General features: G+C 35.1%; 29 protein-coding genes, 1 pseudogene and 1 riboswitch. Of the genes and pseudogenes, 20 read left to right on the top strand and 10 right to left on the bottom strand.

Annotation, left to right across the window (positions count from 1 at the left end; all coding sequences use genetic code 11):
- Window positions 1-46: 46 nt before the first annotated feature.
- Complete coding sequence (locus AC1DIT_RS06105; protein WP_016113906.1) at window positions 47-1162, bottom strand: CdaR family transcriptional regulator; 1116 nt, start codon at window positions 1160-1162, stop codon at window positions 47-49.
- A gap of 136 nt (window positions 1163-1298) precedes the next feature.
- On the opposite strand from AC1DIT_RS06105, the gene AC1DIT_RS06100 reads away from it, so the two are divergent.
- From AC1DIT_RS06100 to AC1DIT_RS06060, 9 genes are all read left to right on the top strand, one after another.
- Window positions 1299-2276, top strand: coding sequence for a YncE family protein (locus AC1DIT_RS06100; protein WP_016113907.1), 978 nt, complete (start codon window positions 1299-1301; stop codon window positions 2274-2276).
- Window positions 2273-2944: a response regulator transcription factor gene (locus AC1DIT_RS06095; RefSeq protein ID WP_016113908.1), complete on the top strand. Its 672-nt coding sequence runs from the start codon at window positions 2273-2275 to the stop codon at window positions 2942-2944. Before AC1DIT_RS06100 ends, AC1DIT_RS06095 begins: the two co-directional genes overlap by 4 nt.
- A 1-nt stretch (window position 2945) precedes the next feature.
- A complete protein-coding gene (locus AC1DIT_RS06090) occupies window positions 2946-4346 on the top strand; it encodes a sensor histidine kinase (protein ID WP_016113909.1) in 1401 nt (466 codons plus the stop codon).
- 316 nt (window positions 4347-4662) lie between these two features.
- On the top strand, window positions 4663-5352 hold the full coding sequence (locus AC1DIT_RS06085) for a FadR/GntR family transcriptional regulator (protein ID WP_255254994.1): 690 nt from the start codon (window positions 4663-4665) through the stop codon (window positions 5350-5352).
- 171 nt (window positions 5353-5523) lie between these two features.
- Window positions 5524-6243 (top strand): (Fe-S)-binding protein, encoded by a 720-nt coding sequence (locus tag AC1DIT_RS06080; protein ID WP_016113911.1) that lies wholly within the window; start codon window positions 5524-5526, stop codon window positions 6241-6243.
- A gap of 16 nt (window positions 6244-6259) precedes the next feature.
- Window positions 6260-7681 (top strand): LutB/LldF family L-lactate oxidation iron-sulfur protein, encoded by a 1422-nt coding sequence (locus tag AC1DIT_RS06075; RefSeq protein WP_016113912.1) that lies wholly within the window; start codon window positions 6260-6262, stop codon window positions 7679-7681.
- Window positions 7681-8391 (top strand): LutC/YkgG family protein, encoded by a 711-nt coding sequence (locus AC1DIT_RS06070; protein WP_016131260.1) that lies wholly within the window; start codon window positions 7681-7683, stop codon window positions 8389-8391. Before AC1DIT_RS06075 ends, AC1DIT_RS06070 begins: the two co-directional genes overlap by 1 nt.
- Window positions 8392-8444: 53 nt before the next feature.
- The gene (locus AC1DIT_RS06065) at window positions 8445-9227 is read left to right on the top strand and encodes a prepilin peptidase (protein WP_044880796.1); all 783 of its coding nucleotides are present in this window, start codon (window positions 8445-8447) and stop codon (window positions 9225-9227) included.
- A gap of 64 nt (window positions 9228-9291) precedes the next feature.
- Window positions 9292-9603 carry a cyclic-phosphate processing receiver domain-containing protein gene (locus tag AC1DIT_RS06060; RefSeq protein ID WP_016113915.1) on the top strand — a complete coding sequence of 104 codons (312 nt, stop codon included), beginning with the start codon at window positions 9292-9294 and terminating at the stop codon, window positions 9601-9603.
- Window positions 9604-9632: 29 nt separating this feature from the next.
- Here AC1DIT_RS06060 and AC1DIT_RS06055 read toward each other — a convergent pair whose 3' ends face one another.
- The 7 genes from AC1DIT_RS06055 to phaQ form a co-directional block, all read right to left on the bottom strand.
- A complete protein-coding gene (locus AC1DIT_RS06055) occupies window positions 9633-10484 on the bottom strand; it encodes a formate/nitrite transporter family protein (RefSeq protein ID WP_016113916.1) in 852 nt (283 codons plus the stop codon).
- Window positions 10485-10802: 318 nt separating this feature from the next.
- Window positions 10803-11600, bottom strand: coding sequence for a TerC family protein (locus AC1DIT_RS06050; protein WP_016113917.1), 798 nt, complete (start codon window positions 11598-11600; stop codon window positions 10803-10805).
- 83 nt (window positions 11601-11683) lie between these two features.
- Window positions 11684-11858: riboswitch (yybP-ykoY riboswitch) on the bottom strand.
- A gap of 38 nt (window positions 11859-11896) precedes the next feature.
- Window positions 11897-13216: a TrkH family potassium uptake protein gene (locus tag AC1DIT_RS06045; protein WP_476998103.1), complete on the bottom strand. Its 1320-nt coding sequence runs from the start codon at window positions 13214-13216 to the stop codon at window positions 11897-11899.
- A gap of 115 nt (window positions 13217-13331) precedes the next feature.
- Window positions 13332-13517, bottom strand: coding sequence for an alpha/beta-type small acid-soluble spore protein (locus tag AC1DIT_RS06040; RefSeq protein WP_000241213.1), 186 nt, complete (start codon window positions 13515-13517; stop codon window positions 13332-13334).
- A 185-nt stretch (window positions 13518-13702) separates the two neighbouring features.
- Window positions 13703-14146 carry a MaoC family dehydratase gene (locus tag AC1DIT_RS06035; protein ID WP_016131262.1) on the bottom strand — a complete coding sequence of 148 codons (444 nt, stop codon included), beginning with the start codon at window positions 14144-14146 and terminating at the stop codon, window positions 13703-13705.
- 101 nt (window positions 14147-14247) lie between these two features.
- Window positions 14248-14772, bottom strand: a complete 525-nt coding sequence (gene phaP / locus AC1DIT_RS06030; RefSeq protein WP_016113920.1) for a polyhydroxyalkanoic acid inclusion protein PhaP — start codon at window positions 14770-14772, stop codon at window positions 14248-14250.
- Between the two features lie 42 nt (window positions 14773-14814).
- Window positions 14815-15267, bottom strand: a complete 453-nt coding sequence (gene phaQ / locus AC1DIT_RS06025) for a poly-beta-hydroxybutyrate-responsive repressor (RefSeq protein ID WP_003196063.1) — start codon at window positions 15265-15267, stop codon at window positions 14815-14817.
- A gap of 198 nt (window positions 15268-15465) precedes the next feature.
- Between phaQ and phaR the strand changes: the two genes are divergently transcribed.
- From phaR to AC1DIT_RS06000, 5 genes are all read left to right on the top strand, one after another.
- The gene (gene phaR / locus AC1DIT_RS06020) at window positions 15466-15948 is read left to right on the top strand and encodes a polyhydroxyalkanoic acid synthase subunit PhaR (RefSeq protein ID WP_016113921.1); all 483 of its coding nucleotides are present in this window, start codon (window positions 15466-15468) and stop codon (window positions 15946-15948) included.
- A gap of 160 nt (window positions 15949-16108) precedes the next feature.
- Window positions 16109-16852 carry an acetoacetyl-CoA reductase gene (locus tag AC1DIT_RS06015; protein WP_016131263.1) on the top strand — a complete coding sequence of 248 codons (744 nt, stop codon included), beginning with the start codon at window positions 16109-16111 and terminating at the stop codon, window positions 16850-16852.
- Window positions 16853-16935: 83 nt separating this feature from the next.
- The gene (phaC, locus tag AC1DIT_RS06010; RefSeq protein WP_016113923.1) at window positions 16936-18021 is read left to right on the top strand and encodes a class III poly(R)-hydroxyalkanoic acid synthase subunit PhaC; all 1086 of its coding nucleotides are present in this window, start codon (window positions 16936-16938) and stop codon (window positions 18019-18021) included.
- A gap of 149 nt (window positions 18022-18170) precedes the next feature.
- The gene (locus AC1DIT_RS06005; RefSeq protein WP_476998102.1) at window positions 18171-19364 is read left to right on the top strand and encodes an NAD(P)/FAD-dependent oxidoreductase; all 1194 of its coding nucleotides are present in this window, start codon (window positions 18171-18173) and stop codon (window positions 19362-19364) included.
- Window positions 19365-19387: 23 nt separating this feature from the next.
- Complete coding sequence (locus tag AC1DIT_RS06000) at window positions 19388-20737, top strand: TrkH family potassium uptake protein (protein WP_016113925.1); 1350 nt, start codon at window positions 19388-19390, stop codon at window positions 20735-20737.
- Window positions 20738-20774: 37 nt separating this feature from the next.
- Here AC1DIT_RS06000 and AC1DIT_RS05995 read toward each other — a convergent pair whose 3' ends face one another.
- The gene (locus AC1DIT_RS05995; protein WP_016113926.1) at window positions 20775-21110 is read right to left on the bottom strand and encodes a DUF3905 domain-containing protein; all 336 of its coding nucleotides are present in this window, start codon (window positions 21108-21110) and stop codon (window positions 20775-20777) included.
- Window positions 21111-21283: 173 nt separating this feature from the next.
- Here AC1DIT_RS05995 and AC1DIT_RS05990 point away from each other — a divergent pair, with 173 nt between their 5' ends.
- The 5 genes and pseudogenes from AC1DIT_RS05990 (at window position 21284) to cbpA (ending at window position 24893) form a co-directional block, all read left to right on the top strand.
- Complete coding sequence (locus tag AC1DIT_RS05990; RefSeq protein WP_000240797.1) at window positions 21284-21436, top strand: hypothetical protein; 153 nt, start codon at window positions 21284-21286, stop codon at window positions 21434-21436.
- Window positions 21437-21615: 179 nt separating this feature from the next.
- Window positions 21616-22236 (top strand): annotated as a pseudogene (locus AC1DIT_RS05985) (type 2 periplasmic-binding domain-containing protein).
- A 26-nt stretch (window positions 22237-22262) separates the two neighbouring features.
- On the top strand, window positions 22263-23045 hold the full coding sequence (locus AC1DIT_RS05980) for a DeoR/GlpR family DNA-binding transcription regulator (RefSeq protein ID WP_016131264.1): 783 nt from the start codon (window positions 22263-22265) through the stop codon (window positions 23043-23045).
- 472 nt (window positions 23046-23517) lie between these two features.
- A complete protein-coding gene (locus tag AC1DIT_RS05975) occupies window positions 23518-24147 on the top strand; it encodes a class II aldolase/adducin family protein (RefSeq protein WP_003196074.1) in 630 nt (209 codons plus the stop codon).
- A gap of 122 nt (window positions 24148-24269) precedes the next feature.
- Window positions 24270-24893 carry a cyclic di-AMP binding protein CbpA gene (cbpA, locus tag AC1DIT_RS05970; protein WP_016113929.1) on the top strand — a complete coding sequence of 208 codons (624 nt, stop codon included), beginning with the start codon at window positions 24270-24272 and terminating at the stop codon, window positions 24891-24893.
- 41 nt (window positions 24894-24934) lie between these two features.
- Here the strand turns inward: cbpA and AC1DIT_RS05965 are convergent, their stop codons facing one another.
- The gene (locus tag AC1DIT_RS05965) at window positions 24935-25702 is read right to left on the bottom strand and encodes a divergent polysaccharide deacetylase family protein (protein WP_016113930.1); all 768 of its coding nucleotides are present in this window, start codon (window positions 25700-25702) and stop codon (window positions 24935-24937) included.
- Between the two features lie 553 nt (window positions 25703-26255).
- On the opposite strand from AC1DIT_RS05965, the gene AC1DIT_RS05960 reads away from it, so the two are divergent.
- The gene (locus AC1DIT_RS05960) at window positions 26256-26537 is read left to right on the top strand and encodes an aspartyl-phosphate phosphatase Spo0E family protein (protein ID WP_016113931.1); all 282 of its coding nucleotides are present in this window, start codon (window positions 26256-26258) and stop codon (window positions 26535-26537) included.
- The last annotated feature ends 4 nt before the right edge of the window (window positions 26538-26541 follow it).

Below are 26541 nucleotides of genomic sequence, written 5' to 3'. Positions count from 1 at the left end.
TCATAAAAAAGTAGGGGGTTTCTTTCTATGTATAATTAACTAAAGATTAATTGATTTTACTGTCTTTTTTTGTATGATTATCTAATAAAAGCAGTGCAAAGTATAAAATGATTAAATCTTTAAATTGTTTTGGGGCAAGTCCTGTGTAATCTTCTATTTTTTTAAGTCTGTAATGTAATGTATTAATATGAATGTGTAACATTTCTGCTGTTTGTTTATAGGATTGATTATGATCGATAAATAAGCGTAGTGTTTGCATGAGTTCAGTTGCAGGTAGCAAGCGATAAATGGTGCGTTGAAGAAATTCTTCGCGAGTGTCAGCAGTAATATCTTGTAAACACATTTCTAAACGTAAATCTTCATTAAATATAATGCCTTTCGTTTCAAAGGCAACCGAAAGCGCACGCAATGCTTGTTCGTATGATACATGCATTTCATTTGGCATTACTGTTTGTCCAATACCAATATATAGTGTAATCGGAAATAAAGATTCACAATCGTGTTTCAATTTCTTTAAAAATTGAAACATTCTTTTCTTTGCTTCCATTGCTGTAAATAGTATGAAACGATCATTTCCCCAGCGTACAAATAGTTCCTCTTTAGCTAACAAGTTACGAATATGCTGCCAAATTTTTCGTTGTAGCATCGTATCATCTTGATCAATTGAAAATAAAATAAGTTGTTTTTTCTTATGTAAATCAATACCGAGTGTTTTCGCACGATCGAGAAAACTAGGAGACCAATCATTGCTTTGTAACCAATCAAAAACAAAAGCTTCATATGAACGTTGTTCTAGTTCTAGTTGTTCTAAAAAATAATTTTCATGAATTAATAATTCGGTCATTTTTCGTAATATTTCTCCGTATTGTGAAATGCTTTCAGGTTCACCTGTAATACCAATAACGCCGATTACTTCATCATGGAAAAGGAGAGGCAGATTCATTCCTGCTTTTACTCCTTGTAAATACCGCTCATCTTCTTTTGTAATAATGACAGTTTTCTTTTCTTTCGCACAGCGAAGAGCACCTTCATGAAATTGTCCAATGCGTGCTGCATTTGTGCTAGCGATAATTGTACCTTGTATATCAATTATTATAATATTTTCAGTAATTAGCCTTCGAACTTCACGGACAATTTTGTTTGCTAAATCGGGAAAAAGCATAATTTGCACACCTCTAGTTCTATTTGTTGTACATTATATATGTAGTTTTATTAAGATAGGAAGATTTCACACTTTCCTCACAAATATTTGCTATTTTACAATTATAACGAAATCATCTAAAGATGGAGGGAATCTTTTGAAGAAATACTTTTTTCTGCTATGTTTTTTGTTTCTGTTAGCAGGATGTCAGGGGAATTCATATACACCGATTGCTAAAAATAAAAGTATCATCATAACAACAAATATTAAAGAAGGTAGCGTTAGTTTTATTGATGAAAAGTCGAAAAAGACATTAACAACATGGGAATTAAAAGAACCTATTACAGGAATCGTGCTGCTGCCAAGTGGGGAAGACATGCTTGTATATGGTAAGCAGTTAGAATATGTATATATATACTCGTTAACAAAAGGAAACGAAGTGAACAAATGGAAAACGGGAAAAGGAATTACGAATGTCATCGTATCAATTGATGGAAAACAATTATTTATGGCTGATCAAAATGAACAAAAAGTGCGATTATTTACAATAAATGGAAAAGAGACAGGGGGTGTTTCGGTAGGAAAAGGTCCGCTAACAATGGTGCAGAATGATAAACAATTACATGTATTAAATTTTTATGATACACAGTTATCAACAATTGACTTAGACCAAAAGAAAGTTGTGCATTCATTTATGGTACCACCAGCATCAACAGGGGCAATGGTCAGCGCTGATGGAAAGGAAATATGGATTGGTGGACATGGAGATGGGAAGCAAGTGAATGAGAAAGTATTGGTTTATTCTTTAGCAGATGGACAGATGGTTCGCTCTTTACATGCACCATTTATGCCAGTTAGTCTTGCAGGAGATGAAAAATTCGTGTATGCATTAAGTCATGGATCAAATACATTAAGAAAATTTGATGCGCGAACATATCAAGAAGTAGGAGCTCTTGAGGCAGGATCTAATCCATTTGCTTTTTTGAAAAGTGGGAAAGAAGGTTATGTAGCTAGCTATGATAGTAATGAAGTGTATGTAATTGATATTCAGAAAATGAAGGTGAAACAAACGATTGCGGTTGGAAAGGGACCGTTTCAACTTACGCAGCGAGAAGGGAGAGAGGGAGAGAGATGAACAAACATAAAGTGTTACTTGTAGATGATGAAAGTGATATGAGACAGCTTGTTGGCATGTATTTAGATAATTTCGGATATGAATGGGGAGAAGCAGAGAACGGAAAAGATGCACTTCATATGCTTGATACAGATCATTACGATTTTGTTATTTTAGATATTATGATGCCACAGATGGATGGAATTTCAGTCTGTAAAGAAATTCGAAAAATATCGGATGTACCGATTATTTTTTTAACAGCAAAAGGAGAAGAATGGAACCGCGTTAATGGTTTGCGGATGGGAGCGGACGATTATATTGTAAAGCCATTTAGTCCAGGTGAGCTCGTTGCTCGTATGGAAGCTGTATTAAGAAGATATACGAAGCAAGAACAACAAGAAGAACTTCAATTTGGTCCAATCGTAATTAACGAAAAAAGTCGCCGAATTGAAATAGACGGAGAGCCTATTTCTCTTACTGTAAAAGAGTTTGATCTACTTTATTTTCTTTGTGGGCATAATGGACAAGTGTTTAGTCGTGAGCAATTACTTGAAAAAGTATGGGGATATGATTACGCAGGAAGTACGAGAACGGTAGATACACATGTGAAAACGATGCGTTTAAAACTTGGAGAAAGTGGAAACTACATTCAAACAGTTTGGGGTGTAGGTTATAAATTTGAGGTGTAACATGTTTACGATGGTACAAAAGCTTTGGCTTACGGTGGTATGTGCAGTATGTGTAACAGTTTCTTTTCTTTATTTCGTGTCCTTATATTCATATGAAAAGTTATATGTTCAAAACATTGAAGATTCGTTAGTAATGGAAGGGAAAAGGCTCGTATCGCAATATAAAAAGGACGAGGGTACGTTAGCGTTTGGAGAGAAAGTTCAGGCATTTGATCGTATCTCGAGTGCGGATGTACTTTTTGTTAGTAATCCTCGTGATTTAAGTGCTTGTATACCTTTTGATGTACATCATCATTCCCTTATTAGTGAGAGTGATAGACAAACATTGTTAGATGGAAAGACCGTTACGAAGGTTGGATATGAAGAACATTTCGAGCGTAATATTATGGGAGTTGTCATTCCTGTTTTAGAAGAAAAGAAATTAGTTGGGATTGTGTACTCATATATTCCATTAAAGAGTATTAAAGATTTAATCTATGATATGGGACTTATTTTAGCGCCATTAGCTTTCGTTATGATTTTACTTACAATATGGATTGGTAGAAAAATTATTATTGCGATTACAAAACCGCTCTCACAAATGGAACGGGTTGCAAATCATATGGCAACAGGAGATTTTTCTGAGCGTATTACGATTTCGTCGGAAGATGAAATCGGACGTTTAGGGAAAGCGTTTAATAAAATGGCAAATTCATTAGAAATGGAAGATGTCAAACGTAAGGAATTTTTAGCAAATGTTTCTCATGAACTGCGGACGCCACTGAGTTATATTAAGGGGTATAGTGAAGCGATATTAGATGGGATCGCAAAGGGACAGCAACAATCAAAATTTACACAGCTCATTCATAAAGAAGCTGGTCGTATGCAACGGCTTGTTCATGATTTATTGGATTTGGCGCAACTTGAAGGAGACCATTTTCCATTAAAAAAACAACCGATTGTATTTGCGCAGCTTATTGAAGATGTATTAGAAACGTACGAATTGAAATGTATGGAAAAAGAGCTGTATATTTCAACGGATCTTGATCCAGATATTATTGTAACGATTGATGAGGATCGGATGCAACAGGTGCTTCATAACTTGCTAGACAACGCTATTCGTTATACAAATCAAAATGGAAACATTTCTATACAATTGCAGAAAAAAGATAGGCAGTGTGAATTGAAAATAAAGGATACGGGAATTGGTATTGATGTTGAGTATTTAGAGCAGCTTGGCGAACGTTTCTATCGGGTTGATAAAGCGCGAAGTCGTAGGCATGGTGGAACAGGTCTTGGTCTTGCGATTGTCAAACAAATCGTGCATATCCATGATGGAGAATGGCGAGTCGAAAGTGAAAAAGGGAAGGGAACAACAGTTATTATAAAATTACCTGCGAATGAAGAAGGAAGTATGTTTTAGTTGTCAATTTCCCCACTTAAACGTAACACGTTTTGAAGTGGGGGGTCTTACTATCCGTGAATAGAGGGGGGGAAATAGGAAATGAAGGAGAATAATACCAGATTAAATACCAGTTACAACCCGCTACTGGGTATAATATCCATTAATTCCCTCCATATAACAAAAATTTGGCGATTTTATGAACAAAACATTTGTACTTCTTACTAATTCGTTCTAAAATGGTTATGGATGCTATGTTCTTATAAATCGTTTGAATTGTTGTTTGGATGATACTGAGGTGATTTAACTGGAGTACAAATCTATTAAGCCGAAAAAAATTTACGAAGAGGTATCTGAAGCCATTTTAACGATGATAAAAAATGGTACATTAAAACCTGGTGACAAACTTCTTCCTGTTCATCAATTAGCCGAGCAGTTTCAAGTTGGCAGATCTGCAGTTCGTGAAGCGCTCAGTGCCTTGCGAGCTATGGGGTTAATTGAAATGAAACAAGGGGAAGGAACATATGTGAAGAACTTCGATTCTTCAGCATTGACAAAACCTTTAAATAACATGTTGTTAATGAAGAAGGAAGATATTTTAGATTTATTGGAAGTACGAAAAGTGCTTGAAGTCGGGGCAGTTCGGGCAGCAGCAGTAAAACGTACAGAAGATAATTTGAAAAATATGAAGCATTGGTTAGATGAAATGGAAAAAAGCATGGGGAATGAAAGAGCTGGTGAAAAAGCGGACTTTCATTTTCATATGGGAATTGCAGAATCTTCACATAACAACATCTTACTCGAACTTATGAATCATGTTTCGGAAATGATTGCTGAGACGATTGGTGAGTCGAGACGCATTATTTTATATGGTGAACAAACAACAGCAGAACGACTTTTAGAAGAGCATCAAGTTATTTATGATGCGGTATTGAAACAAGATGTGGAATTTGCACAGCAAGCAATGCTAAATCATTTAACAAATGTAGAGCATATTGTCACAGGTAGACAAGATATAAATTCGTGATTTAGTCTTTCAAAATTTCATTTTTCTGATAGAATAGAGAAAGATTGAGTAAGCGTTTTCTTTTTAGGGAGAGGTTCAGGTAGGTCAATTATGCCTAGCTTCTTCTTTCCGTCAAGTCATCTGATGACCATATGATTGTTGGCAAAGTTGTAATGAGGGGGAATTATAATTATGAAAGTTACTTTGTTTGTTACTTGCTTAGTCGATATGTTTGAAACAAATGTTGGTAAAGCAACGGTTGAATTGTTGGAGCATTTAGGGTGTGAAATTGAATTTCCAGAAGCTCAAGTTTGCTGTGGACAACCAGCATATAACAGCGGTCATGTAGAAGCAGCAAAAGAAGCGATGAAGCATATGATTGAAACTTTCGAAGATGCAGAATATATCGTTACACCATCTGGTTCTTGTGCGACAATGTTTCATGAGTATCCACACGTTTTTAAAGATGATCCAAAATGGGCACCTCGTGCACAAAAAGTGGCAGATAAAACATATGAATTAACACAATTTATTGTTGATGTGTTAAAAGTTACAGATGTTGGTGCGCACTTAGAAGGAACAGCGACTGTTCACAAATCTTGTCATATGACACGTTTGCTAGGAGTAAAAGAAGCTCCAGGGATTTTACTATCAAATGTAAAAGGGCTAACTGTAAAAGAACTACCAAACGCACAAAATTGTTGTGGTTTTGGGGGAACGTTTTCAGTTAAAATGACACCAATCTCTGAACAAATGGTAGATGAGAAAGTGGATAGTGTGATGGAAACAGGTGCTGATTATTTAATTGGTGCTGACTGTGGGTGTTTGTTAAACATTGGCGGACGTATTGAGCGCTTAGGTAAAGAAGTAAAAGTAATGCATATTGCTGAGGTATTGAATAGTCGCTCATGAAGGGGGAACATAAGCTATGTCTATGAAAATCAGTGAGAAAAAATTTAATGATCGCGTTGGCGATGGAATTCAAGATTCATTTATGCGCGGGGCAGTATCTTCTGCACAAACGCGTTTATATACAAATCGCTTAAAAGCAGCCGATGAATTAGGAAACTGGGAAGAATGGCGTGAACTTGGTGAACAAATTCGTCAGCATACGTTAGAAAACTTAGACTACTATTTAATGCAACTGAGTGAAAATGTATCTAAAAGAGGCGGGCATGTTTTCTTTGCAAAAACGAAAGAAGAAGCAGCACAGTATATTCAAGAGGTAGCGAAGAAGAAGCAAGCAAAAAAAATTGTAAAATCAAAGTCGATGGTAACGGAAGAAATTAGCATGAACCATGCACTTGAAGAAATTGGCTGTGAAGTATTAGAGAGTGACTTAGGTGAGTACATTTTACAAGTAGATAATGATCCACCATCTCATATCATTGCGCCAGCACTTCATAAAAACAGAACGCAAATTCGTGATGTGTTTAAAGAAAAGCTTGGGTATGAAAATTCTGATGATCCATATGAAATGACAAAGTTTGTTCGTAAACAACTTCGTGAAAAATTTATGGATGCTGAAATTGGGGTAACGGGATGTAACTTTGCAGTTGCAAATACAGGCTCTCTTTGTCTAGTAACAAACGAAGGAAATGCTGACCTTGTTATGTCTATTCCCAAAACACAAATCGCGGTAATGGGTATGGAACGTATGGTTCCAACTATGGAAGAACTAGATGTTCTTGTTGGTTTACTGTGCCGCAGTGCGGTTGGTCAAAAATTAACGAGTTATGTAACGGTAGCAGGACCAATTCAGGAAGAGGAAGTAGACGGACCAGAAGAATTCCATTTAGTTGTTGTTGATAATGGACGTTCTACAATTTTAGGTTCTGAATTCCGTCAAGTGTTGCAATGTATTCGCTGTGCAGCTTGTGTAAACGTATGTCCTGTATATCGTCATGTTGGTGGTCACTCTTATGGATCCATCTATTCTGGTCCAATTGGGGCAGTATTAACACCACTTTTAGGTGGATATGATGATTATAAAGAGCTTCCGTATGCTTCTAGTTTATGCGGAGCGTGTACAGAAGCTTGTCCGGTAAAAATTCCATTGCATGACTTGTTATTAAAACATCGCCAAGTCATTGTTGAGCAAGAAGGGCGAGCGCCACTTGCAGAAAAATTAGCAATGAAGATGTTTAGTATGGGTGCGTCTTCCGCATCTTTATACAAAATGGGATCTAAAATTGCTCCGGCTGCTATGAGTCCATTTACGTCTGGTAATCGTGTAACGAAAGGTGTAGGACCGCTGAAAAACTGGACGGATATTCGCGAGTTCCCAGCTCCAAGTAAAGAAAGATTCCGTGATTGGTATAAAGATCATAAGAAAGGCGGGAATGACTGATGACAGGGACAATTCAAAACCGTGATTCCTTTTTAGACAACATTGCGAAAGAACTTGGGCGTGCGCGTAAAACAGAAGGAGTACAGCGTCCAGTATGGAAGAATAATGTAAACGTAGAAACGTTGAAAGATTATTCAGAGGAAGAATTGTTAGCAGTATTCAAAAAACAATGTACCAACATTCATACGACTGTAATTGAAACAACAAAGGATGAACTGAGTGCAGTAGTTCGAAAAGTAATTACTGAAAACGGCGGCGGACCTATTTTATTATCGGGGGACGAACGTTTTGATACGTACGGTTTGAATACTCTATTTTCTACAGAACTTCAGAACGAAAATGTTGAAGTAAACACTTGGGATCCAGAGAAAAAAGAAGAAAATATTCGCTTGGCTGAAAAAGCAAATATCGGTATTGCTTTTAGTGATTACACATTAGCAGAATCCGGTACAATTGTCGTGCAAAGTCATAAAGGACAAGGTCGTTCTTTACACTTCTTGCCTACGATTTATTTTGCAATCATTCCACGTGAAACAATTGTACCACGTATTACACAAGCGGTTCATGATATGAATACGCGTGTAGAGAATGGAGAAGAAGTTGCATCTTGTATTAACTTTATTACAGGTCCAAGTAACTCAGCTGATATTGAAATGAATCTTGTTGTAGGTGTACATGGACCATTAAAAGCATATTATTTTGTAGTGTAAAATGGGGAAAAGCAGGCCAAGAAATGGCCTGCTTTTTTATTAGAACAAAGATAATGCGAAATGGAAGTGTCGCTCTCTTTTTGCTATATTTTTTGGGGGAAGGAGAGGATGGTGTGATATTTTATTTATATGCTTTTTTAATAGGGACGGTGCTAGGTTCTTTTTATACGGTTGTAGCAGTACGCATTCCTATTGGACAATCTATTATTGCTCCTCGTTCTTATTGTGACTATTGTCGTCATACGCTAAGGTCGAAAGAGCTTATTCCAATTATTTCTTTTTGTTTACAAAGAGGTCGCTGCATTCATTGTAAAATGAAAGTACCCTTTATTTATACATTGTTTGAGGTGATAACAGGGGGAGCATTTCTTTTTTTTACGTATGTGATTGGAATGGATAAAGAACTAATTCTTATATGGACGTTACTTTCTTTACTCATTATTATTACAATGACAGATTTGTTCTATATGTTAATCCCGGATGTAATTTTATTCTCTTTTGCTTGTTTATTTGTACTAGAACATATTTTTATTTCACTCGTTCCTTGGTGGGAGGGCTTGATTGGTGGAGGAACGATATTTATTGTGTTATATCTCGTTCAAATTCTATTTCCGAATGGACTTGGAGGAGGTGATGTGAAATTACTTTCGCTACTTGGATTTATAATAGGGGCGAAAGCAATTTTTATTGTGCTTTGTTGTGCTTCTAGTTTGAGTCTTTGTTTCTTTGGAATTGGTATGTTACTTAAGCGTATTACATCAAGACAACCATTTCCATTCGGACCGTTTATTGCACTTGGAACAATATGTTATTTGGCTATGATATATCTGGAATAAAGTGAAACTGTAATCAGTGGAGGTATTACTGTCCGCAAATAGCGGGATAAAGGAGAAGTAGAAAATGAAAGTGTATATGGATGATCAAAGACCTTGCCCCTTCGGTTATGTCTTAGCGACAACAGTCGAAACTGCTTTAAATTTTTTGCGCAATTCTGATGTAGATATTATATCGCTCGATTATAATATGGGATGGCGTCAGAAAAATGGTTTGGATTTTTTAGAAGTTTTTTGTACGGAAGGCCTTTATGTACAGGAAATTCATTTACATACAAATGATTCAATTGGTATGCAGTACATGTTAGAGCGGATAAATAAAGGAAAAGAAACGAGAGAGATTTCCTCAAATATACAGGTGAAATGCACTGGAAGTTAAAAAGCTCCAAGGGGATCCTTGGAACTTTTTTAGTGTTTCATCTGTGCTTGTAAAGGGATGATTTCTTCTTGTTGAACTGCTTCTAGGTTATCTTCTGCCGCTTTAGGTTCTGGACTTTTTTGAGTTAAATAATGATATACCATCCCAACGAATACGGATCCGCCGATAATGTTGCCAATTGTAACCGGAATTAGGTTATGGATAGCACCAGCGAAAGAAATTGTATCAGGATGTGGTGATACTAAAGATAGTGCAAATAATGATAAGTTTGCAATACTATGTTCATAACCGGATAAGAAGAAAGTAAAGACAAGAAACATCATCATAAGTATTTTTGCTGTATCTCCTTTTACTTGAGAAGGAAGGAAACATGCAAGGCACACAAGCCAGTTACATAAAATCGCTTTGAAAAATAATTGCATTGTAGGTGTTCCCATTTTTCCTGCAACGACTATATTCATTAAATGTTTATGATCGATTGATTGGAAAATACCAGTTGCATAAAATAACAATGCAAAAAATACTGCACCTGCTAAGTTACCTGCATAACAAGCAACCCAATTACGAAGTGTATCGCCAATTGTTGTTTCTTTTCGCAGAGTTGCGACTGTAAAATACATTGTATTTCCTGTGAATAATTCAGCTCCACCATATATAATTAATATGAGTGCAATTCCAAAAAACATAGAAGATGCTAAATATGTTGCGGGTGAATTTACAACATTGAAAAAATTTCCTAATTTAAAACATAGTACAATAGTAAAACCAATATAGATGCCAGCTAGTGCAGCGCGAATGAAATATTGCATTGGATTTGCATCCAACATTTGTTTCTTTTTCTGCGCAAGTTGTACAACGTAAGCTAATCCTTGTTCTAGCATAATAATACGCTCCTTTAGTACATTGTCTGTAAGTACTCCTCATATGAATAAGGTACACGTATTTACTCTTAGTTTCAATAAGTTTGTGCAATGTTTCACAAAAAGGACATACCTTCCAAATGAAAGCGTTAACAAATTGTGGTATGATATCATATGTTTGTAAAAATAGAGGGGAATGGCAACCTTTTATGTAATAAAATGAAACTTCTATCATTGGGGCGTTATCTTTCAAGGATGGTAAAAGGATTAGTTATCCTCCATCTATCTATTTTTGAAGGGGGGACGATTTAGTGTGAGGTAAATGAAAAAACGCTGTTGTTACAGCGCTTTTTCATCCAAATTCTTTTGTGTATTTTGGACACTTGTATCTTTAGATAAGAACCAACCACCCATTGCAATTCCAATTAGTACAATCCAAAATCCAATTTTCCATGGTGCTGATTCTGGGAAACTGTGTGGAATAACGCCTAAAGCAGGATGAGCCAATGTATAAACAGCTAATTTAACACCAACCCAACCAACAATTAAGAAAGCGGCAGTTTCTAAACCTGGTTTGCGTTTTAATAGTTGTACGAAAGCAGATGCAGCAAATCGCATAATAATCAATCCAATCATACCACCTGCAAAAATAACCAGGAATTGTCCAGTATCAAGGCTACCAATTGTACCAAGACCTGTTTTTGGTAAAGTCATCGCTAATGCTACAGCTGCTAAAATAGAATCAACAGCAAACGCAATGTCAGCAACTTCAACTTTAAATACTGTCCACCAAAAGTTTTCTTGTTTTTTCTTTGATTCTTTCTCTTCATTTTCCTCATGCGAATTCTTTTTAACGTATGTTTTGAATAAATGGTTACCAGCGATAAACATTAAGTAAATGGCACCGATTGCTTGCACTTGCCATACGTCGACTAAGAAGGAAATCATAAATAATGATCCGAAGCGGAACACGAAAGCTCCTGCTAATCCATAAAACAATGCTTTTTTTCTTTTTTCTTCTGGTAAATGTTTKACCATAATKGCRAGRACKAGCGCGTTATCTGCTGCTAAAATTCCTTCTAGTGCAATTAAGATAAGCAATACCCAACCATACTCCAATAATAATGATACATCCATGTACATTCTCCTCTCAATTGTATAAATCCTAAACAAGTGAAGAGGTTTCCCCACTGTTTAGCTTCCCCATACTCCAACCTATCAACGATGAAAGGGATTGGAAAAGAATACAAAAAAGACCTCTGCCGTTGATAGGCAAAGGTCTTGCTAGACATATGTAATGAAAATGCCAACAAAGCCGGAAGAACTGAGTTCTACGTAATGACGACTTTGTTTCCAAGAATATATTCTTGGACGCTACTCCCCTTTGGAAATATGCTATTGTATTTTCATTATATGGATAATGTAAATGTTTGTCAACCTGTTAAAATGTCTTCGTTTGGATATTTTATCTTTCTTTGTTTTTTATGTGCAAAAGAAAATGCTAATGTTAAAGGACCCATTTTTCCAAAAAACATCATAAATATAATGGTTATCTTCCCGATTATTGTCAATTTTGAGGTAAGTCCCATACTGAGACCAACAGTCCCAAATGCCGAAAATACTTCAAAGGCACTCATTAAGAGGGGAACTTGTTCGGTGATACTTAAAATTAATATGGCGAAAAAAATAAATGAGATTGAAATGACTACAATGGCAAGTGATTTTACAATCAAACCATCTTTTATTGATTTTTTAAAGATAACAATGTCATCTTGCTCTTGTAAAAATTTAAGAACCCCGAGTAGCATAATTAAAAAAGTTGTTAATTTAATGCCGCCACCTGTTGAAGCACTACCAGCTCCAATGAACATGAGCAACATCATTAGTAAAAGGGATGGTTTTGTTAATTGTGCCATGTCTACAGTATTAAAGCCAGCTGTACGTGTGGAAACAGCTTGGAAATAGGCTGCTAGTCCTTCTTCAAACGGTGTAAATCCTTTCATAGAAATTGGATTATGGAATTCAAATATAAAAATTAAAATTGTAGCAGCAATATTTACAATAAGAGTAGATGAGAGCATAAGTTTAGAGTGTAATGTAAGGTTCTTAAAGTTGCGTTTTCTTTTTATATCCACTATGACTGTGAAACCAATTCCGCCTAAAATAATGAGAGAAGAAATGACTATGTTGACGAGTATACTATGAGATTGTGACATTAAATTATCAGTCCAAATGGAAAACCCGGCGTTGTTAAATGCTGAAATGGCATGAAAAAAACTATAATATAGTCCGTTAGAAACACCGTATTTTGGAACCCATTCAAAAGCAAGAAGAAGAGTAGCGAAACATTCAATGRTAAAAGAAAATAGAAATAATGATTTTGCGAGACGAATCACTCCGCCGATATTTGTTTGATTTAATGCTTGCTGTAGTAAAATTCGATTTTGGAGACCGATTTTTCTCCCGAGCATAATCGCGATTAATATAGCAAAGCTCATAATGCCGAGACCGCCAACTTGTATGAGTGTTAAAATAACAAGTTGCCCAAATAGGGTGAACACTTTTCCGGTGTCAACAACGCCGAGCCCTGTAACTGTAAATGCAGAAACAGTTGTAAATAATGCATCTAGCCAAGAAATTGAAGTTGTAGTGGAGATAGGCAGTTTTAATAGGCATGTTCCGATAATGGATAGTGCAATAAAAGATAACGTAAGTACACGAGGAGGACTCATTTTAATATTAATCCGTTTCATATTATATACCTTTCCTTTCGGCGTGCTCTTTGTAGTATGTCAAAAAGAATTACAATGTATGTTGAAAAGGAAAAGAGGCAGAATATATCTGCCCCTGAATCAATTATTTATAGAATTATCCACGTAATTGTTGTTGTGCTAAGGAAACGAGACGTTTTGTTACTTCGCCACCGACAGATCCGTTAGAACGAGATGCTGTATTCGAACCTAAGCTTACACCAAACTCTTGTGCAATTTCATATTTAAATTGTTCTAGGGCTTGCTCAGCACCAGGAACAAGTAATTTATTTGTTTTTACCATTGATAACACATCCTAATTTATATTCCAGTTTATTTGTTTTTAATGAGCAGTAAAGGAATGTTTTGCTGATACAAGCTCACTGTATAAACTGGTATCGTTAGTGTATGTGTTATATGTTTGGTCATACACGGAAGTAATCGGTGAGATTAGAAGTTATTGGATACGAAAAAAGAGTAGCACACATGCTACTCTTTTTTCATTATTGTTGCTGTACCTTCGACAACTATATCATTCCATTGATTATATACATTTGTTTGCAACGTAATAATTTTTTTATCATCACGTTTTTTGATAACTTCTGCGACTACGCGTAAGGTATCACCAATTTTTACAGGTGCACGAAATGATACATTTTGTGATAAATAAATTGTGTTTTTTCCTGGTAATTTTGTTCCGAGAATGGTCGAAATAAATCCTGAAACAAGCATACCATGTGCAATTCTTTCTTTAAACATTGTTGTTTTTGCAAAAGAGTCCAGAATATGAATTGGATTCACATCCCCGGTCAGTTTTGCAAAAGTGATAATATCTTCATTGGTAATCGTTTTTGTTAAGGATGCTTGATCGCCAACTTGAATCTCATCATAATGAAGCTCTGGAACAGACTGCGCTTCTTGAAATAGATTCATGTTTTCCTCCTTCTTTTCCATATCGAAAAATGTAAGCCATCTTGATGTAATGGGAGGAAGAAAGAGTCTAGTTTGTTCTGCGGTAAGCTGCCACATTTTCCTTACTTGATGGAAGTAAATAGATTTTTTGAGTTTTCCTCGAACTTTTTTACGAGTTCCAGTTGTGTAGATTTGAATTCTTCCAAAAAACCTTCTAATTGTTTTTGAACCTCGTCACGTTGAAGTTGTTGTTGTTCAATGAATTGTTTTGTTGTTTCTTCAAACTGGCCGCTCGTTTGAGTAAGAATTGTCAAAGATGTTTTTGTTGGAGACACAGTAAGTTGATGAAGATGATTAGAGAGTTCGTTCCATTTTTCTTGCCATTCGTTAATTTGTTCATTTAAGGAGTTGCCTGTGAATTGCTTCACGTATTCTGTATATTGACTATTAAATTGAGTAGTGAATTGTTGTAGTTCTTTTTCGAGTTCATCTACTCCTGCTGTTAATTTATGCAAAGCATCCTGCTGTTGTTTTAAAGTTTCTAAAGTAAGTTGCTCCAATTGTTTCCCTGCTGAAGAGAAAAGGGAAAGAGAATGTGACCAATTTTTCCAAAATGCATCGACCAGTTCGTATGGTTTAGTTTCCATGGTTTGACCTCCAAATATTTTTTTGCATATTGTGAACGCAGATTATTCTGCTGTACCACCAGGTGAAGATGAAGATTTTTTTTCATCCTTTTCTGGAGAAGTAGAAAATGGAAAGAATGCATTGGTGTATAACGTGAAGAATGTTCGCAACATATTTTGATAATGTTCAAAAGAGGTCGCGCATGTTGCTAAATATTGCTCTCCATATTCTGTTAAAGAATAAATTCGCTTTGCTGGCCCTCCTTCACTTGTATCCCAAGTGGAAGATATGAGGTTTTCTTTTTCTAACTTGCGCAAGGTTCTATAAACATTACCTTGGTCAACGGAAGAAAAGCCAATATCCATTAGCATTTGAATGAGTTTGTAACCGTGAAGACTCCAGTCTTTTAGACAGAGAAGTAAGAAGGGAACTAAGAAGTTTTTTGGCATGGAGTTTGGTTGTTTCGCTTGGTTTGTTTCCAAACTTTCTTGTTGTTCTGGTTCATTATGTAGCATGATTGTGCATCACCTCATGAATCAGTTAGATGGAATTTTTTGCTTATAAGTGCAATTTACACCTATCTGTTTTCTATGTCAATACATTTGTTGGAATATAGAAAAAAACAAAATACAGACTTGAAGTTTTATTCAGAATATTGGAAAATAGTGAATAGGTTGAATTGTTTCAAAAACGAATAAAGGAGTGTAGGAGAAGTGATTGATCAAAAATTCGATCCACTACAAGCATGGAAAGAAGCTTATGAACAGACCGAAACATTTTGGGGAAAAGCGCTCAATGAAACAATCAAAACAGAAGAGTATTCTGCTTGGATGGGAAGCGTTCTAGATTTGAATTTGTTTTATCAGAAGATGTTGAATGATGCAACAAAAGGTTATTTAGAAAAAGTGAACATGCCAACCCAAGACGATATCGCAAGAGTGGCTACGCTTGTTATTAACTTAGAAAATAAAGTTGATAACATCGAAGAGTTTTTGGAAGAAAAAGCAGATTCTTTAGGACAATCTCCTACGCTAAAACGTGATGTAATAAAAGTGAAACAAGATATTCGTACATTAGAAGATAAAGTGGATAAGATTTTAGAATTACTTGAAAAACAAAATGAAGTGTTAGCAAAATTACAGGAACCAGCGAAAGAAGTGGCGAAAGCGCCTCTGAAACCAGAGAATAAAAAGTAGTTAAGAAGTGTTGTTTATACGTTCAAAAAGGGAAAGGGAGAACCTCTTTTACGAATGGTATGAACAGCTGAAAATAGTTTGTATGTAGAATATCGTTTTAAAATATGTATCAGGGTGATGCATTCTTATATCTAACAAGTTCAATAAAGGGGGAATAGAAATGGTTCAATTAAATGGTAAAGTAGCAATCGTAACAGGTGGGGCAAAAGGGATTGGTAAAGCGATTACAGTAGCATTAGCAAAAGAGGGCGCAAAGGTTGTTATTAACTATAATAGCAGTAAAGAAGCGGCTGAAAATCTAGCGAATGAATTAGGAACAGAAGGTCATGATGTATATGCAGTTCAGGCAGATGTTTCTAAGCTAGAAGATGCGAAGCGCCTTGTAGATGAAGCTGTGAATCATTTTGGTAAGGTAGATATTCTTGTAAATAATGCTGGTATTACAAGAGACCGTACTTTCAAAAAATTAAACCGTGAAGATTGGGATCGCGTAATCGATGTAAACTTAAGTAGTATATTTAATACAACGAGTGCGGCACTTCCTTACATAACAGAATCAGAAGAGGGTAGAATCATTAGCATTTCTTCTATTATTGGACAAGCTGGTGGATTTGGACAAACAAACTATTCAGCAGCAAAAGCTGGTATGTTAGGATTTACAAAGTCATTAGCGCTAGAACTTGCGAAAACAAATGTAACAGTGAATGCGATTTGCCCAGGATTCATTGATACAGAAATGGTAGCAGAAGTGCCGGAAGATGTTCGTCAAAAAATCGTTTCTAAGATTCCAAAGAAACGTTTCGGACAAGCGGATGAAATTGCAAAAGGTGTTGTATACTTGTGCCGTGATGGAGCGTATATCACTGGTCAACAGTTAAATATTAACGGCGGATTATATATGTAATGAAGCAAAGAGAAAGTGCATATCCATAGCAGGAGTGCACTTCTTTCTTGAAGAAGGAAATCAATTAAAAAGGAGATAGGAAAATGACTACATTCGTAACAGAATGGGAAAAGCAATTGGAACTATACCCAGAAGAATATCGAAAAGCATACCGTCGTTTTAAAAGAGCGAGTGAAGTTTTACTACGTGAACCAGAGCCACAAGTTGGTTTAACTCCAAAAGAGGTCATTTGGACGAAAAATAAAACGAAGCTGTATCGTTACATTCCAAAGCAGGAAAAAACACATTCAGTTCCCATTTTATTGATCTATGCGCTAATTAATAAACCATATATTATGGATTTGACACCAGGAAATAGTTTGGTGGAATATTTAGTAGATCGTGGTTTTGATGTGTATATGCTTGATTGGGGCACATTCGGTTTAGAAGATAGTCATTTAAAGTTTGATGATTTTGTGTTCGACTATATTGCAAAAGCAGTTAAAAAAGTAATGCGAACTGCAAAAGCGGACGAGGTATCTCTACTCGGATATTGTATGGGTGGTACGCTAACATCCATTTATGCGGCACTTCATCCACATATGCCGATTCGAAATTTAATTTTTATGACAAGTCCATTTGATTTCTCTGAAACAGGATTATATGGTCCATTATTAGATGAAAAGTATTTTAACTTAGACAAAGCAGTTGATACATTTGGAAATATACCGCCGGAAATGATTGATTTCGGAAATAAAATGTTAAAGCCAGTTACAAACTTTGTTGGTCCGTATGTTGCTTTACTTGACCGCTCAGAAAATGAGCGCTTTGTTGAAAGCTGGAAGCTAATTCAAAAATGGGTTGGAGATGGTATCCCATTCCCAGGTGAATCGTATCGACAATGGATTCGCGATTTTTATCAAAATAATAAATTGGTTAAAGGTGAGCTCGTGATTCGAGGTCAAAAAGTAAAACTTGAAAACATTAAGGCAAATGTCTTAAATATTTCTGCAAAACGTGATCATATTGCATTGCCATGTCAAGTAGAGGCGCTCTTAGATCATATTTCTAGTACAGACAAACAGTATGTGTGCTTGCCGACAGGACATATGTCAGTTGTATACGGTGGAACGGCTGTAAAACAAACGTATCCTACAGTTGGAAATTGGCTTGAGGAACGCTCTAATTGAAGTGAAAAAGTGATTAATATGGCTTGAACAAATATCTTTTTTGTTCATACGAATGAAATGGAAAATCCAGCTAGCACAGGCTAGCTGGATTTTTTTATGTAAAGTAACAAAAAATAAAAGGTAGGAAATTCAATTGTAGGAGAGTAGTTATGAAATTAGCATTAGGAAAGTTATACTGGAATGAAGAAGCTTGTATGCCTTGTTATCCGATATTAGAAAATGATATGATATGTGATGTGCTTATTGTTGGAAGTGGAGAATCAGGCGCTCAAATTGCATATTTTTTAACAAAATTAGGAATGAGTGTCACGTTGATTGATAAACGAAAAATTGCACACGGAAGCACAGCTGCTAATACAGGATTACTACAATTTGTTCATGATAAGTCATTGACATCTTTGATTCATACATTTGGGGAAGCAAAAGGGGTGCGAGCTTATCAGCTTTGTTACGAGGCACTGCGAACATTGGAACAGGTTGTTCCAATGTTAGATATTGATCMTTGTTTTATTCCGAGAAGAAGCTTATATTATGCAAGTCAAAATGAAGATATTTCATTCCTTCAAGAAGAGTATCGTACATTACAACGTTACGGATTTCCTGTTGAGTATTTTACAGAATCTGATATTAAGAAACGATATTCATTTACAAAACCGGCAGCATTATATACACGAGGGGATGCAGAAGTGAACCCGTATATGTTAGCTCATGGTCTTATACATAAAGCAAACCAGCTAGGTGCTTCTATTTTTGAAAATACAGAGGTTGTGCATATTAAGCCTGTTCAAAAAGATTTGGTTTCTTACACAAAAATAGGTAAGAAAATTGTAGCGAAAGCAGTGATTATGGCTACAGGATATGAAACACTATTTGGGAAAAAAGAAGCAAATACAACGGTAGAAACCTCTTATGCTATTGTTACAAATGAGCAAGAGCATTTTAATGGGTGGCACGAACAATCATTAATTTGGGAAACTGCTCGGCCGTATTTGTATTTTCGTACGTACAAAAACAGAATTATTGTAGGCGGATTAGATGAAGCGATGCAACTTCAGAAATTTGGTGATACAAAGTTATTGCATAAACGAGAATTGCTAACTAAAATTATACAAGAGATGTTTCCGAATATTTCAAATGTTAGAGCTGAATATTATTGGGCTGCTGCATTTGGCGGAAGTCATGATGGTCTTCCTATTTGTAAAAAAGATGATAAAGTCTCTAATTTGTATTATGCATTACCGTATGGGGGAAATGGAACTGTATATGGAATGGTATTTGCAAAACTATTTCAGCAGTTATTTACAAATAAAGAAAATGATGATTTTTCTTTGTTTAATCGATAGAAAAAAGGTAGCGAAGTGATGGGATGAGAGATATAAAGAAATTTTTGCGAAAATTGCGTCCGGTACAGCTTATTGTTTTATTTTATTTCATGGCAGTAATTGTTTCTGTAATTTTATTAAGTTTACCATTTGTCATTAAGCCAGGTGTAAAATGGACTTTTATAGATGCGTTATTTATATCTGTTAGCGCTGTTAGTGTTACGGGGCTTTCAGTGGTTTCTATTCCAGATACGTTAAATACGGCAGGTATTATGATTTTAGCGCTCGTATTACAATTAGGCGGTTTAGGAATTATGGCACTTGGTACATTTGTTTGGATGATAACAGGTAAGAAAATAGGTTTGCAGCGAAGACGATTAATTATGGCAGATCATAACCAAGGAAATTTATCAGGACTTGTTGAGTTGATGCGGTCTATTTTAATTTTGATTATTTCGATAGAAGTGGTTGGGGCGCTTCTATTAGGAACAAGATTTTTACTCTATTTCCCAAGTTGGAAAGAAGCGTATTTTCATGGTTTTTTTGCCGCTGTTAGTGCAACAACCAATGGTGGATTTGATTTAACTGGTCAGTCGCTTATACCATATCAGAAAGACTATATTGTACAAATAATTCATATGCTTCTTATTATTTTAGGAGCAATTGGATTTCCTGTGCTAATGGAAGTAAAACAGTATTTGAGTAAGGAAAAACATCAATTGTTTCGTTTTTCACTATTTACAAAATTGACAACAACGACATTTTTCTCGCTTATTATTGTGGGAACAATCGTTATTTTTTTATTGGAGCGAAATCAGTTTTTGTTAGGGAAATCCTGGCATGAAACGGTATTTTATACGTTGTTTCAATCCGTTACAACGAGAAGTGGTGGATTAGCGACAATGGATATACGTGACTTGTCACAGCCGACGCTTTTATTTATGAGTGTTTTAATGTTTATTGGTGCTTCTCCAAGTTCAGTTGGAGGGGGAATACGTACAACGACGTTTGCTGTGAATATTCTTTCCCTATATACGTTTGCAAAAGGTGGTAGAACGGTACGTGTTTTTAAACGGCAATTGCATGAGGAAGACGTTTTAAAAGCGTCCGTTGTTATGACTATGGGGATTTTATTATGTGCTTCTGCTTTATTTATTTTATCGATGACTGAAAATGCACCATTTATGAGTTTAATTGTTGAAGTATGTTCTGCATTTGGAACGACTGGGTTATCAACAGGTATCACTTCTGATTTAACAACTGCTGGAAAACTTGTATTAATTGTTCTTATGTTTATTGGTCGTGTTGGTATTTTAACATTTATTTTAGCAAGTGGTGGAAGGGAACAACCGCCTCGCTATAAATATCCCAAAGAGAGAATTATTATTGGATAACATGAAACCATTCTACCTATAAAGGTAGAATGGTTTTTTAATCGTTAATACCAAATTGAGGGTGCATAAATGAATCTTCAACCCCGTCTGTTTTGTTTCGTAACACTTCTTGATTTTCTTCTGAAATCCATCCGATATCATTTGTTGGATGAATCCATTCTTCGCCAGCCATAATGGCCGGATCAACTTCATCACTCCAATTGTTAAGTGGGCTATTTTTAGAATTGTATTTACTATCTCCAATTACAACATCGTATTGATTAATAAAGGGCTGTTGCATTTGTTTTCCTGTTCCTTTAAAGGAGGGGAAATTCATTTGATGTGGCAAAGTTTCATCTAAAATGGGTGAATGAATTTGTTGTTTTTTCTTCAAAGTAATCGTTCCTTCTTTATTATAGTAGGAAATATAAATTTCCTGTTCAGATATAGTGTTTCCCTATATACGTTGCTTTGTACTTGTTAACACTTCCCATCAATAATTTTTGAAAGTTTTCTCAAACTAATATAGAAAGTAAGATGTCATTACAGGGAAGGAAGGTATTATTGATGGTAAAACGAAAAGTAAAACAACATGCGGCAATGAATCATAATAAAACTCCAAAAGAAAGTCTACCGGATGCGGAATTTGCGGTAGAGTATGAAAATGAAAATCCAGCGAAATATGCAAATCGTAATTCAAAAAAGGGTAAGCAAAAATGAGGCGTTTTTTACAAACGCCTCGTTTTTTTGTGGGATTTTTAATCTTTTTTTAATTATTTGTAAACTTCCTGTCTTTCTAGAAAAGAAAAAATAGAAAAAACATTGAAGTACCAACGTATTACACCAAAACAAACAACAAACAAAAGATTAATGTTGGTTTAATACTGCTTTTACACTTGATGTTTATATTTAAGTTGTACATAAGAAAAATAAAAGGAGAGAGAAACAGTGAAAAAACATTCTTTAAAGCTGTAGCAACCGGGGGAGTATTTTCTTTATTAATGGGGTGTGGTGCCAAGAAAGAAGAAACTGCGGGGGCGAAAGTGAAAGATGACAAATTGTCTGGATTATTAACAGTTTACACAGCAATTGAAGAAGAGCTTGCACCTATTTATCTTGATTCCTTTAAAAAGAAATACGCAGATGTGAAATTAAATATCGCTCGTGATTCAACTGGGGTTATTACAGCAAAATTGTTAGCAGAAGGGAAAAATACACAAGCGGATGTTGTATGGGGAACAGCGGCTTCTAGTCTTCTGGCTTTAGACAAGAAAGAAATGTTAAAAGAATATTCTCCAAAAGGTGTAGATCATGTACTTCCGCAATTAAAGATGATAAAAAGCCAGAAAAATGGATTCGCGACGATTAAAAATGATTATAAACTTCCGGATGGTTTCCCAAAAGATGCAACAGACAAGTTATATAAAAATAACGATTTTAAATGGGCGGCTGATAATCGCGATAAAATTTTAGAACGTTGGGAAAAAGAATTTGGTCAAAAAGCAGAACCGAAAAAGTAAGTGGGAGAGAAAAATGAGGTGAAGTTATGTCTATTGTTGGAGAAGAGAGAAAGCGTAGTATTCTTGAAAAAGTAGAGTTTAAGGGAAAAGTGAAAGTTTCAGAGCTAGCAAGTGAATTTTCAGTATCAACAGAAACCATTCGCAGATATTTAGAAGAGCTTGATCGGGAAAAAAAGTTGAAGAAAGTATACGGGGGAGCGGTTCAACTTCCGGGAGCAGGGATAGAGCCCCCTATGCTAGAAAGAGAAATGCTATATATTGAGGAAAAGAAAAGAATTGGCTATAAAGCAGCAACTTTTGTAGAAGATGGRGATGTCATTGTTATCGATGATGGAAGCACGCCCCTGCAAATGGTCCCGTATCTCGTTCATCGGAAAAACTTAACTGTTGTGACGAGTTCATTTCCTGTTGCAGCCCAATTAATTTCTTCTATAAATAAAAAAATGTTTGATGGTGAAGTATTATTTATTGGAGGAAAGGTATCGCCAAAACACTGTCGTGTATCAGGATCTATTTCACAGCAAGTCATTCGTCAGTTTCATTTTCATAAGGCATTTATTTCAATTGATGGCTTGTTACCTAGTTTTGGAATCTCGAGTTTTGAATTGGAAAAAGCTAAGTTATCAGAAGCGATGATTCAATTAGCGGAAAAGACATTTATTTTATGTGATCATACAAAAATGGGGGTAAAAGGAAATTATCGAATCGCCGGTTTTTCTGATATGGGGCACGTAATTTGCGATAAAAAAATGCCGCATAGTTTTGAAGAATTTATTACAAAAAATAATATTCGCTGGACGATTAGTTAAATATAGGTTTCCAATCCGAAAGTTGTAGGGCCTACTGTTTTATTATTTTACACGTAGATAAGAGAGGTACTTTGAAAAGTTTTGTATCAGTGCAAAAAAAATGGACACATTTTTCGGTTCCCTTCATATAATTTACCAACAGAAAAAAAGTTGACTGGAGGAAAGAAGGGGAAAAGGTGTCGGAACGCTTGTATAATAAACTTATATTGTATACAAATATATTACAAAAGATCGGCATTATTAATGAGCAAGAGAAGAGTGAGATGCTTCAAATGATGAACAAAAAGGCTCTGTGAAAGAGCTTTTTTTGTTGTGTAACATGTGCCTAATTTTCAGGTAGATGAAGAAATTGTATTGACAAAAAGAGATTCTCATGTGATAATTCAATTAAATTTTTGGAATAATCAAAAAATAATTCTTTTACATAGAAATGGCTAAACCATTACAGTGATATTCTCATGGGGGTGACGAAATGTTATTTTTTTTAAAGAAGTGGAAAGAGTTAAGAGATGTAAAAATGGAATTGGCTCTCCGTGATTGGTTTTATGGTACAAAAATTAGTTTATCTATGCGGACATCACAAGAACCATTAACATTTTTAGTAAATATTGAAGGAAGAGACAAAGGGTTATTTGCAGAAGAGGATTTTATTGTAGTAAATAGTATGTGCGAGCCTGTATTTGCAAATGATGAAAAACCAGCAGTTGAATCGTTTATGCATGCAGATATTTATAAAAAAGGTAATGCGGAGTGTATTTTGCAAGTTCAAACTGTAGATAGTCATTTAATATCAGAGTTATATGGAAAAGAAGGAGCAGTTACATTTGAAAAACGCACTGTAGAACGTGTTTTTGGAAAAGAAGGAATTACAGAGATTACGATTCCGATTGTAGAAAATGAAAAGAAGTTTGCTGATTTATTAGAGAATCATGTTCCTAATTTTATAGAAGGCGGCGGTGCTATACTTGTTCATAATTACGGAATGATTGTATGGGGAAACTCGCCAGAAGAGACGAAAAAATGGTTAGAGGGGTTAGAGTATTTAATGAATTATCACGTGAAATTATTGATGATTAAAGGAACTAAGAGTTCAGTTATATAAAGAGAACAATTCGTTACGTGCAAACTAATAAATGAAAGCGTTTTAAAAATAATTTCACTCATAAAATATGGGTCTCCTTATTATATATAGATTACATGTCGTCATGTGAGGAGGAACGTATTTTGCGAGTTAAATATCATTTTCTGCCGAAACAACAGGTGACATTTTGTAAGGATAATGATTCGGGGGAACAGGCGTTAAAAATTATGAACGTGAAGGGATATAGAGCGATCCCTGTACTTGCAGAAGATGAGAAGAGATTTAAAGGGATCATTTATAAAGTAGATATTTTAGAACGTAAATGTAATGAGGGTTTAGAAGATGTATGTGTGAAAGATATTATGGAAGATAAATCTGCATTTATTTTTGAAAAGGATTCTTTTTTTCGAGCCTTTTATGTAATTAGGCGTCTTCCATTTTTAGCTGTATTGAATGAGTACAATGAATTTGTTGGCATTTTAACACATTCTAATATATTTGATGTCATTGAAGATTCATTTGGGATGCAAACGGGTGGTTATATAATAACAATCGCAACGCAAGATTGTAAGGGGACAATTAAGGAGTTAGGAACGTTGCTCAGGTCTTATCATATTGGTGGATTATTTACATTGGACAATGGTGATCAATATATTCGTCGTGTTATTGTGAACATTACAGATGACTTAAGTGAAAAAGCATTAGAATCATTAATTGCAAAAATAGAGAAAAAAGGATTTCGCGTGAGTCATGTAGATTATATATAAGGTAGTAGTATGAAAAATAGAGAGCAGCATATAGCTGCTCTCTATTTTTGTTTGGAGACAGGTGGTGGTGAGAGGACAAGGTCGGATAAGAAAATAAAGTCTGCATGTTCACGTACTTTAGGAATGGTGGACTCAATAACACGAGAAGTAATTTCCCCAGGAGGGCCGACATGACCAATTGCTACTACGACAGGTTTTTCTTTAATTTTTTGTAGAAGTAACTGTGCTTGCTTTGTAATATGAGATGATGTATAAACATCATCAAAGAATAATTGATTTTCTACAATAGGAACTTCTAATTCCTTTCCGATTTTTGGTACTACGCTATTGGGATTTGTTTTACTATCTAAATAAAATAGGCCATGTTTTTTACATACTGATAGTATGATTCGCATAATTCTTTCATCAGCTGTTACTTTAGAACCCATATGATTATTCATCCCAATTGCATGTGGTACTTCTTGAATCGCTTGTTCGACCCGACTTTCAATTTCATGATCACTTAAATCAGTTGTAATAGCTTTAGGACCAAGCCATTCTTTTTTTCCTTTAATAGGCTCCATTGGCATATGAATAATAACTTCATGCCCTTTTTGATGTGCAGCTACTGCATCTTGTTTTGTAGATGGAAGAAAGGGCATAACAGCTACAGTAAGTGGAATGGGAAGTGATAACATCCTTTCAGTTCCCTTCATATTATTTCCAAAGTCGTCGATTACAATGGCAACTTTATTTGTATGGGCATACGTTTGAAAAGGAAAAATGACAGTAGATAATAAAATGAAAAAAATAATGATATGTTTACGCATATAAAAAGTTCCTTTCTGAGTGGGTGATTTGTTATAAATAAAGTTTTATCAAATTTCTAGTTAGTAAAACAAATTAGATATGTAATTTGCATGAACTGCACTAAAATCCTGATTGGTAAGTGCTAATAATCAGTGGGGATGAAGAAAGCTCGCACTGATTAAGGTTTCACTTTATAGAAAATTTATCTTTTTTAATAAAATAAGGTACTGTATTTGTGAAGATGGACACGCAAATCTATAATTATGATTTGCGTTTTTTACATAAATTAAACGAGAAAAATGTCGAAGTGCTGGAAATTAAAAAATGTAAAAGAAGGGTTTATTTGTCGTTTGGAAAAAATAATATGAAAAAAATGTCTATTATTGCGAATGTATTTACAAAGATAGAATAATTTGTAATAATTCTCAAAGTGAGGATAAAGATTTGTAAATTACAGGGAGAAAATGTTAAAATTTCTGAGTATTCTAATTCGATTGCAATATACATTTGTAGCCTCAATGTATGGAGTGAAAATGAAGTAGAGAGTATGGAAGAATAATGAGGGGGATATGGATGTTTACAGCAAAACGGGAGTATACAATGGAAAAACTTTCGCGTGATATTCATATGAAACGTGAAGAAATGATTCATTTAGGTTTAACAAACGGATTAAACAGTACTGAAACAATTCAAGTGAGTCAAGAATTGGACAAGCTTATTGTACAGTATCAACGATATAAAGAACAAAAAACACCAAGATGGTTCGCATTTATGAAGGTACCCTTTTCCCAAATGGAATATGAAGGAAAAACAAGTGCTTTTTGGAAAATGTTTGTGACTGCTTTTATGAAATAAACAT

The organism is Bacillus sp. 05T22 (genome assembly GCF_056396765.1).
The sequence above is the reverse complement of the archived record's forward strand: the minus strand, read 5'-3'. Positions and strand labels throughout refer to the sequence as shown.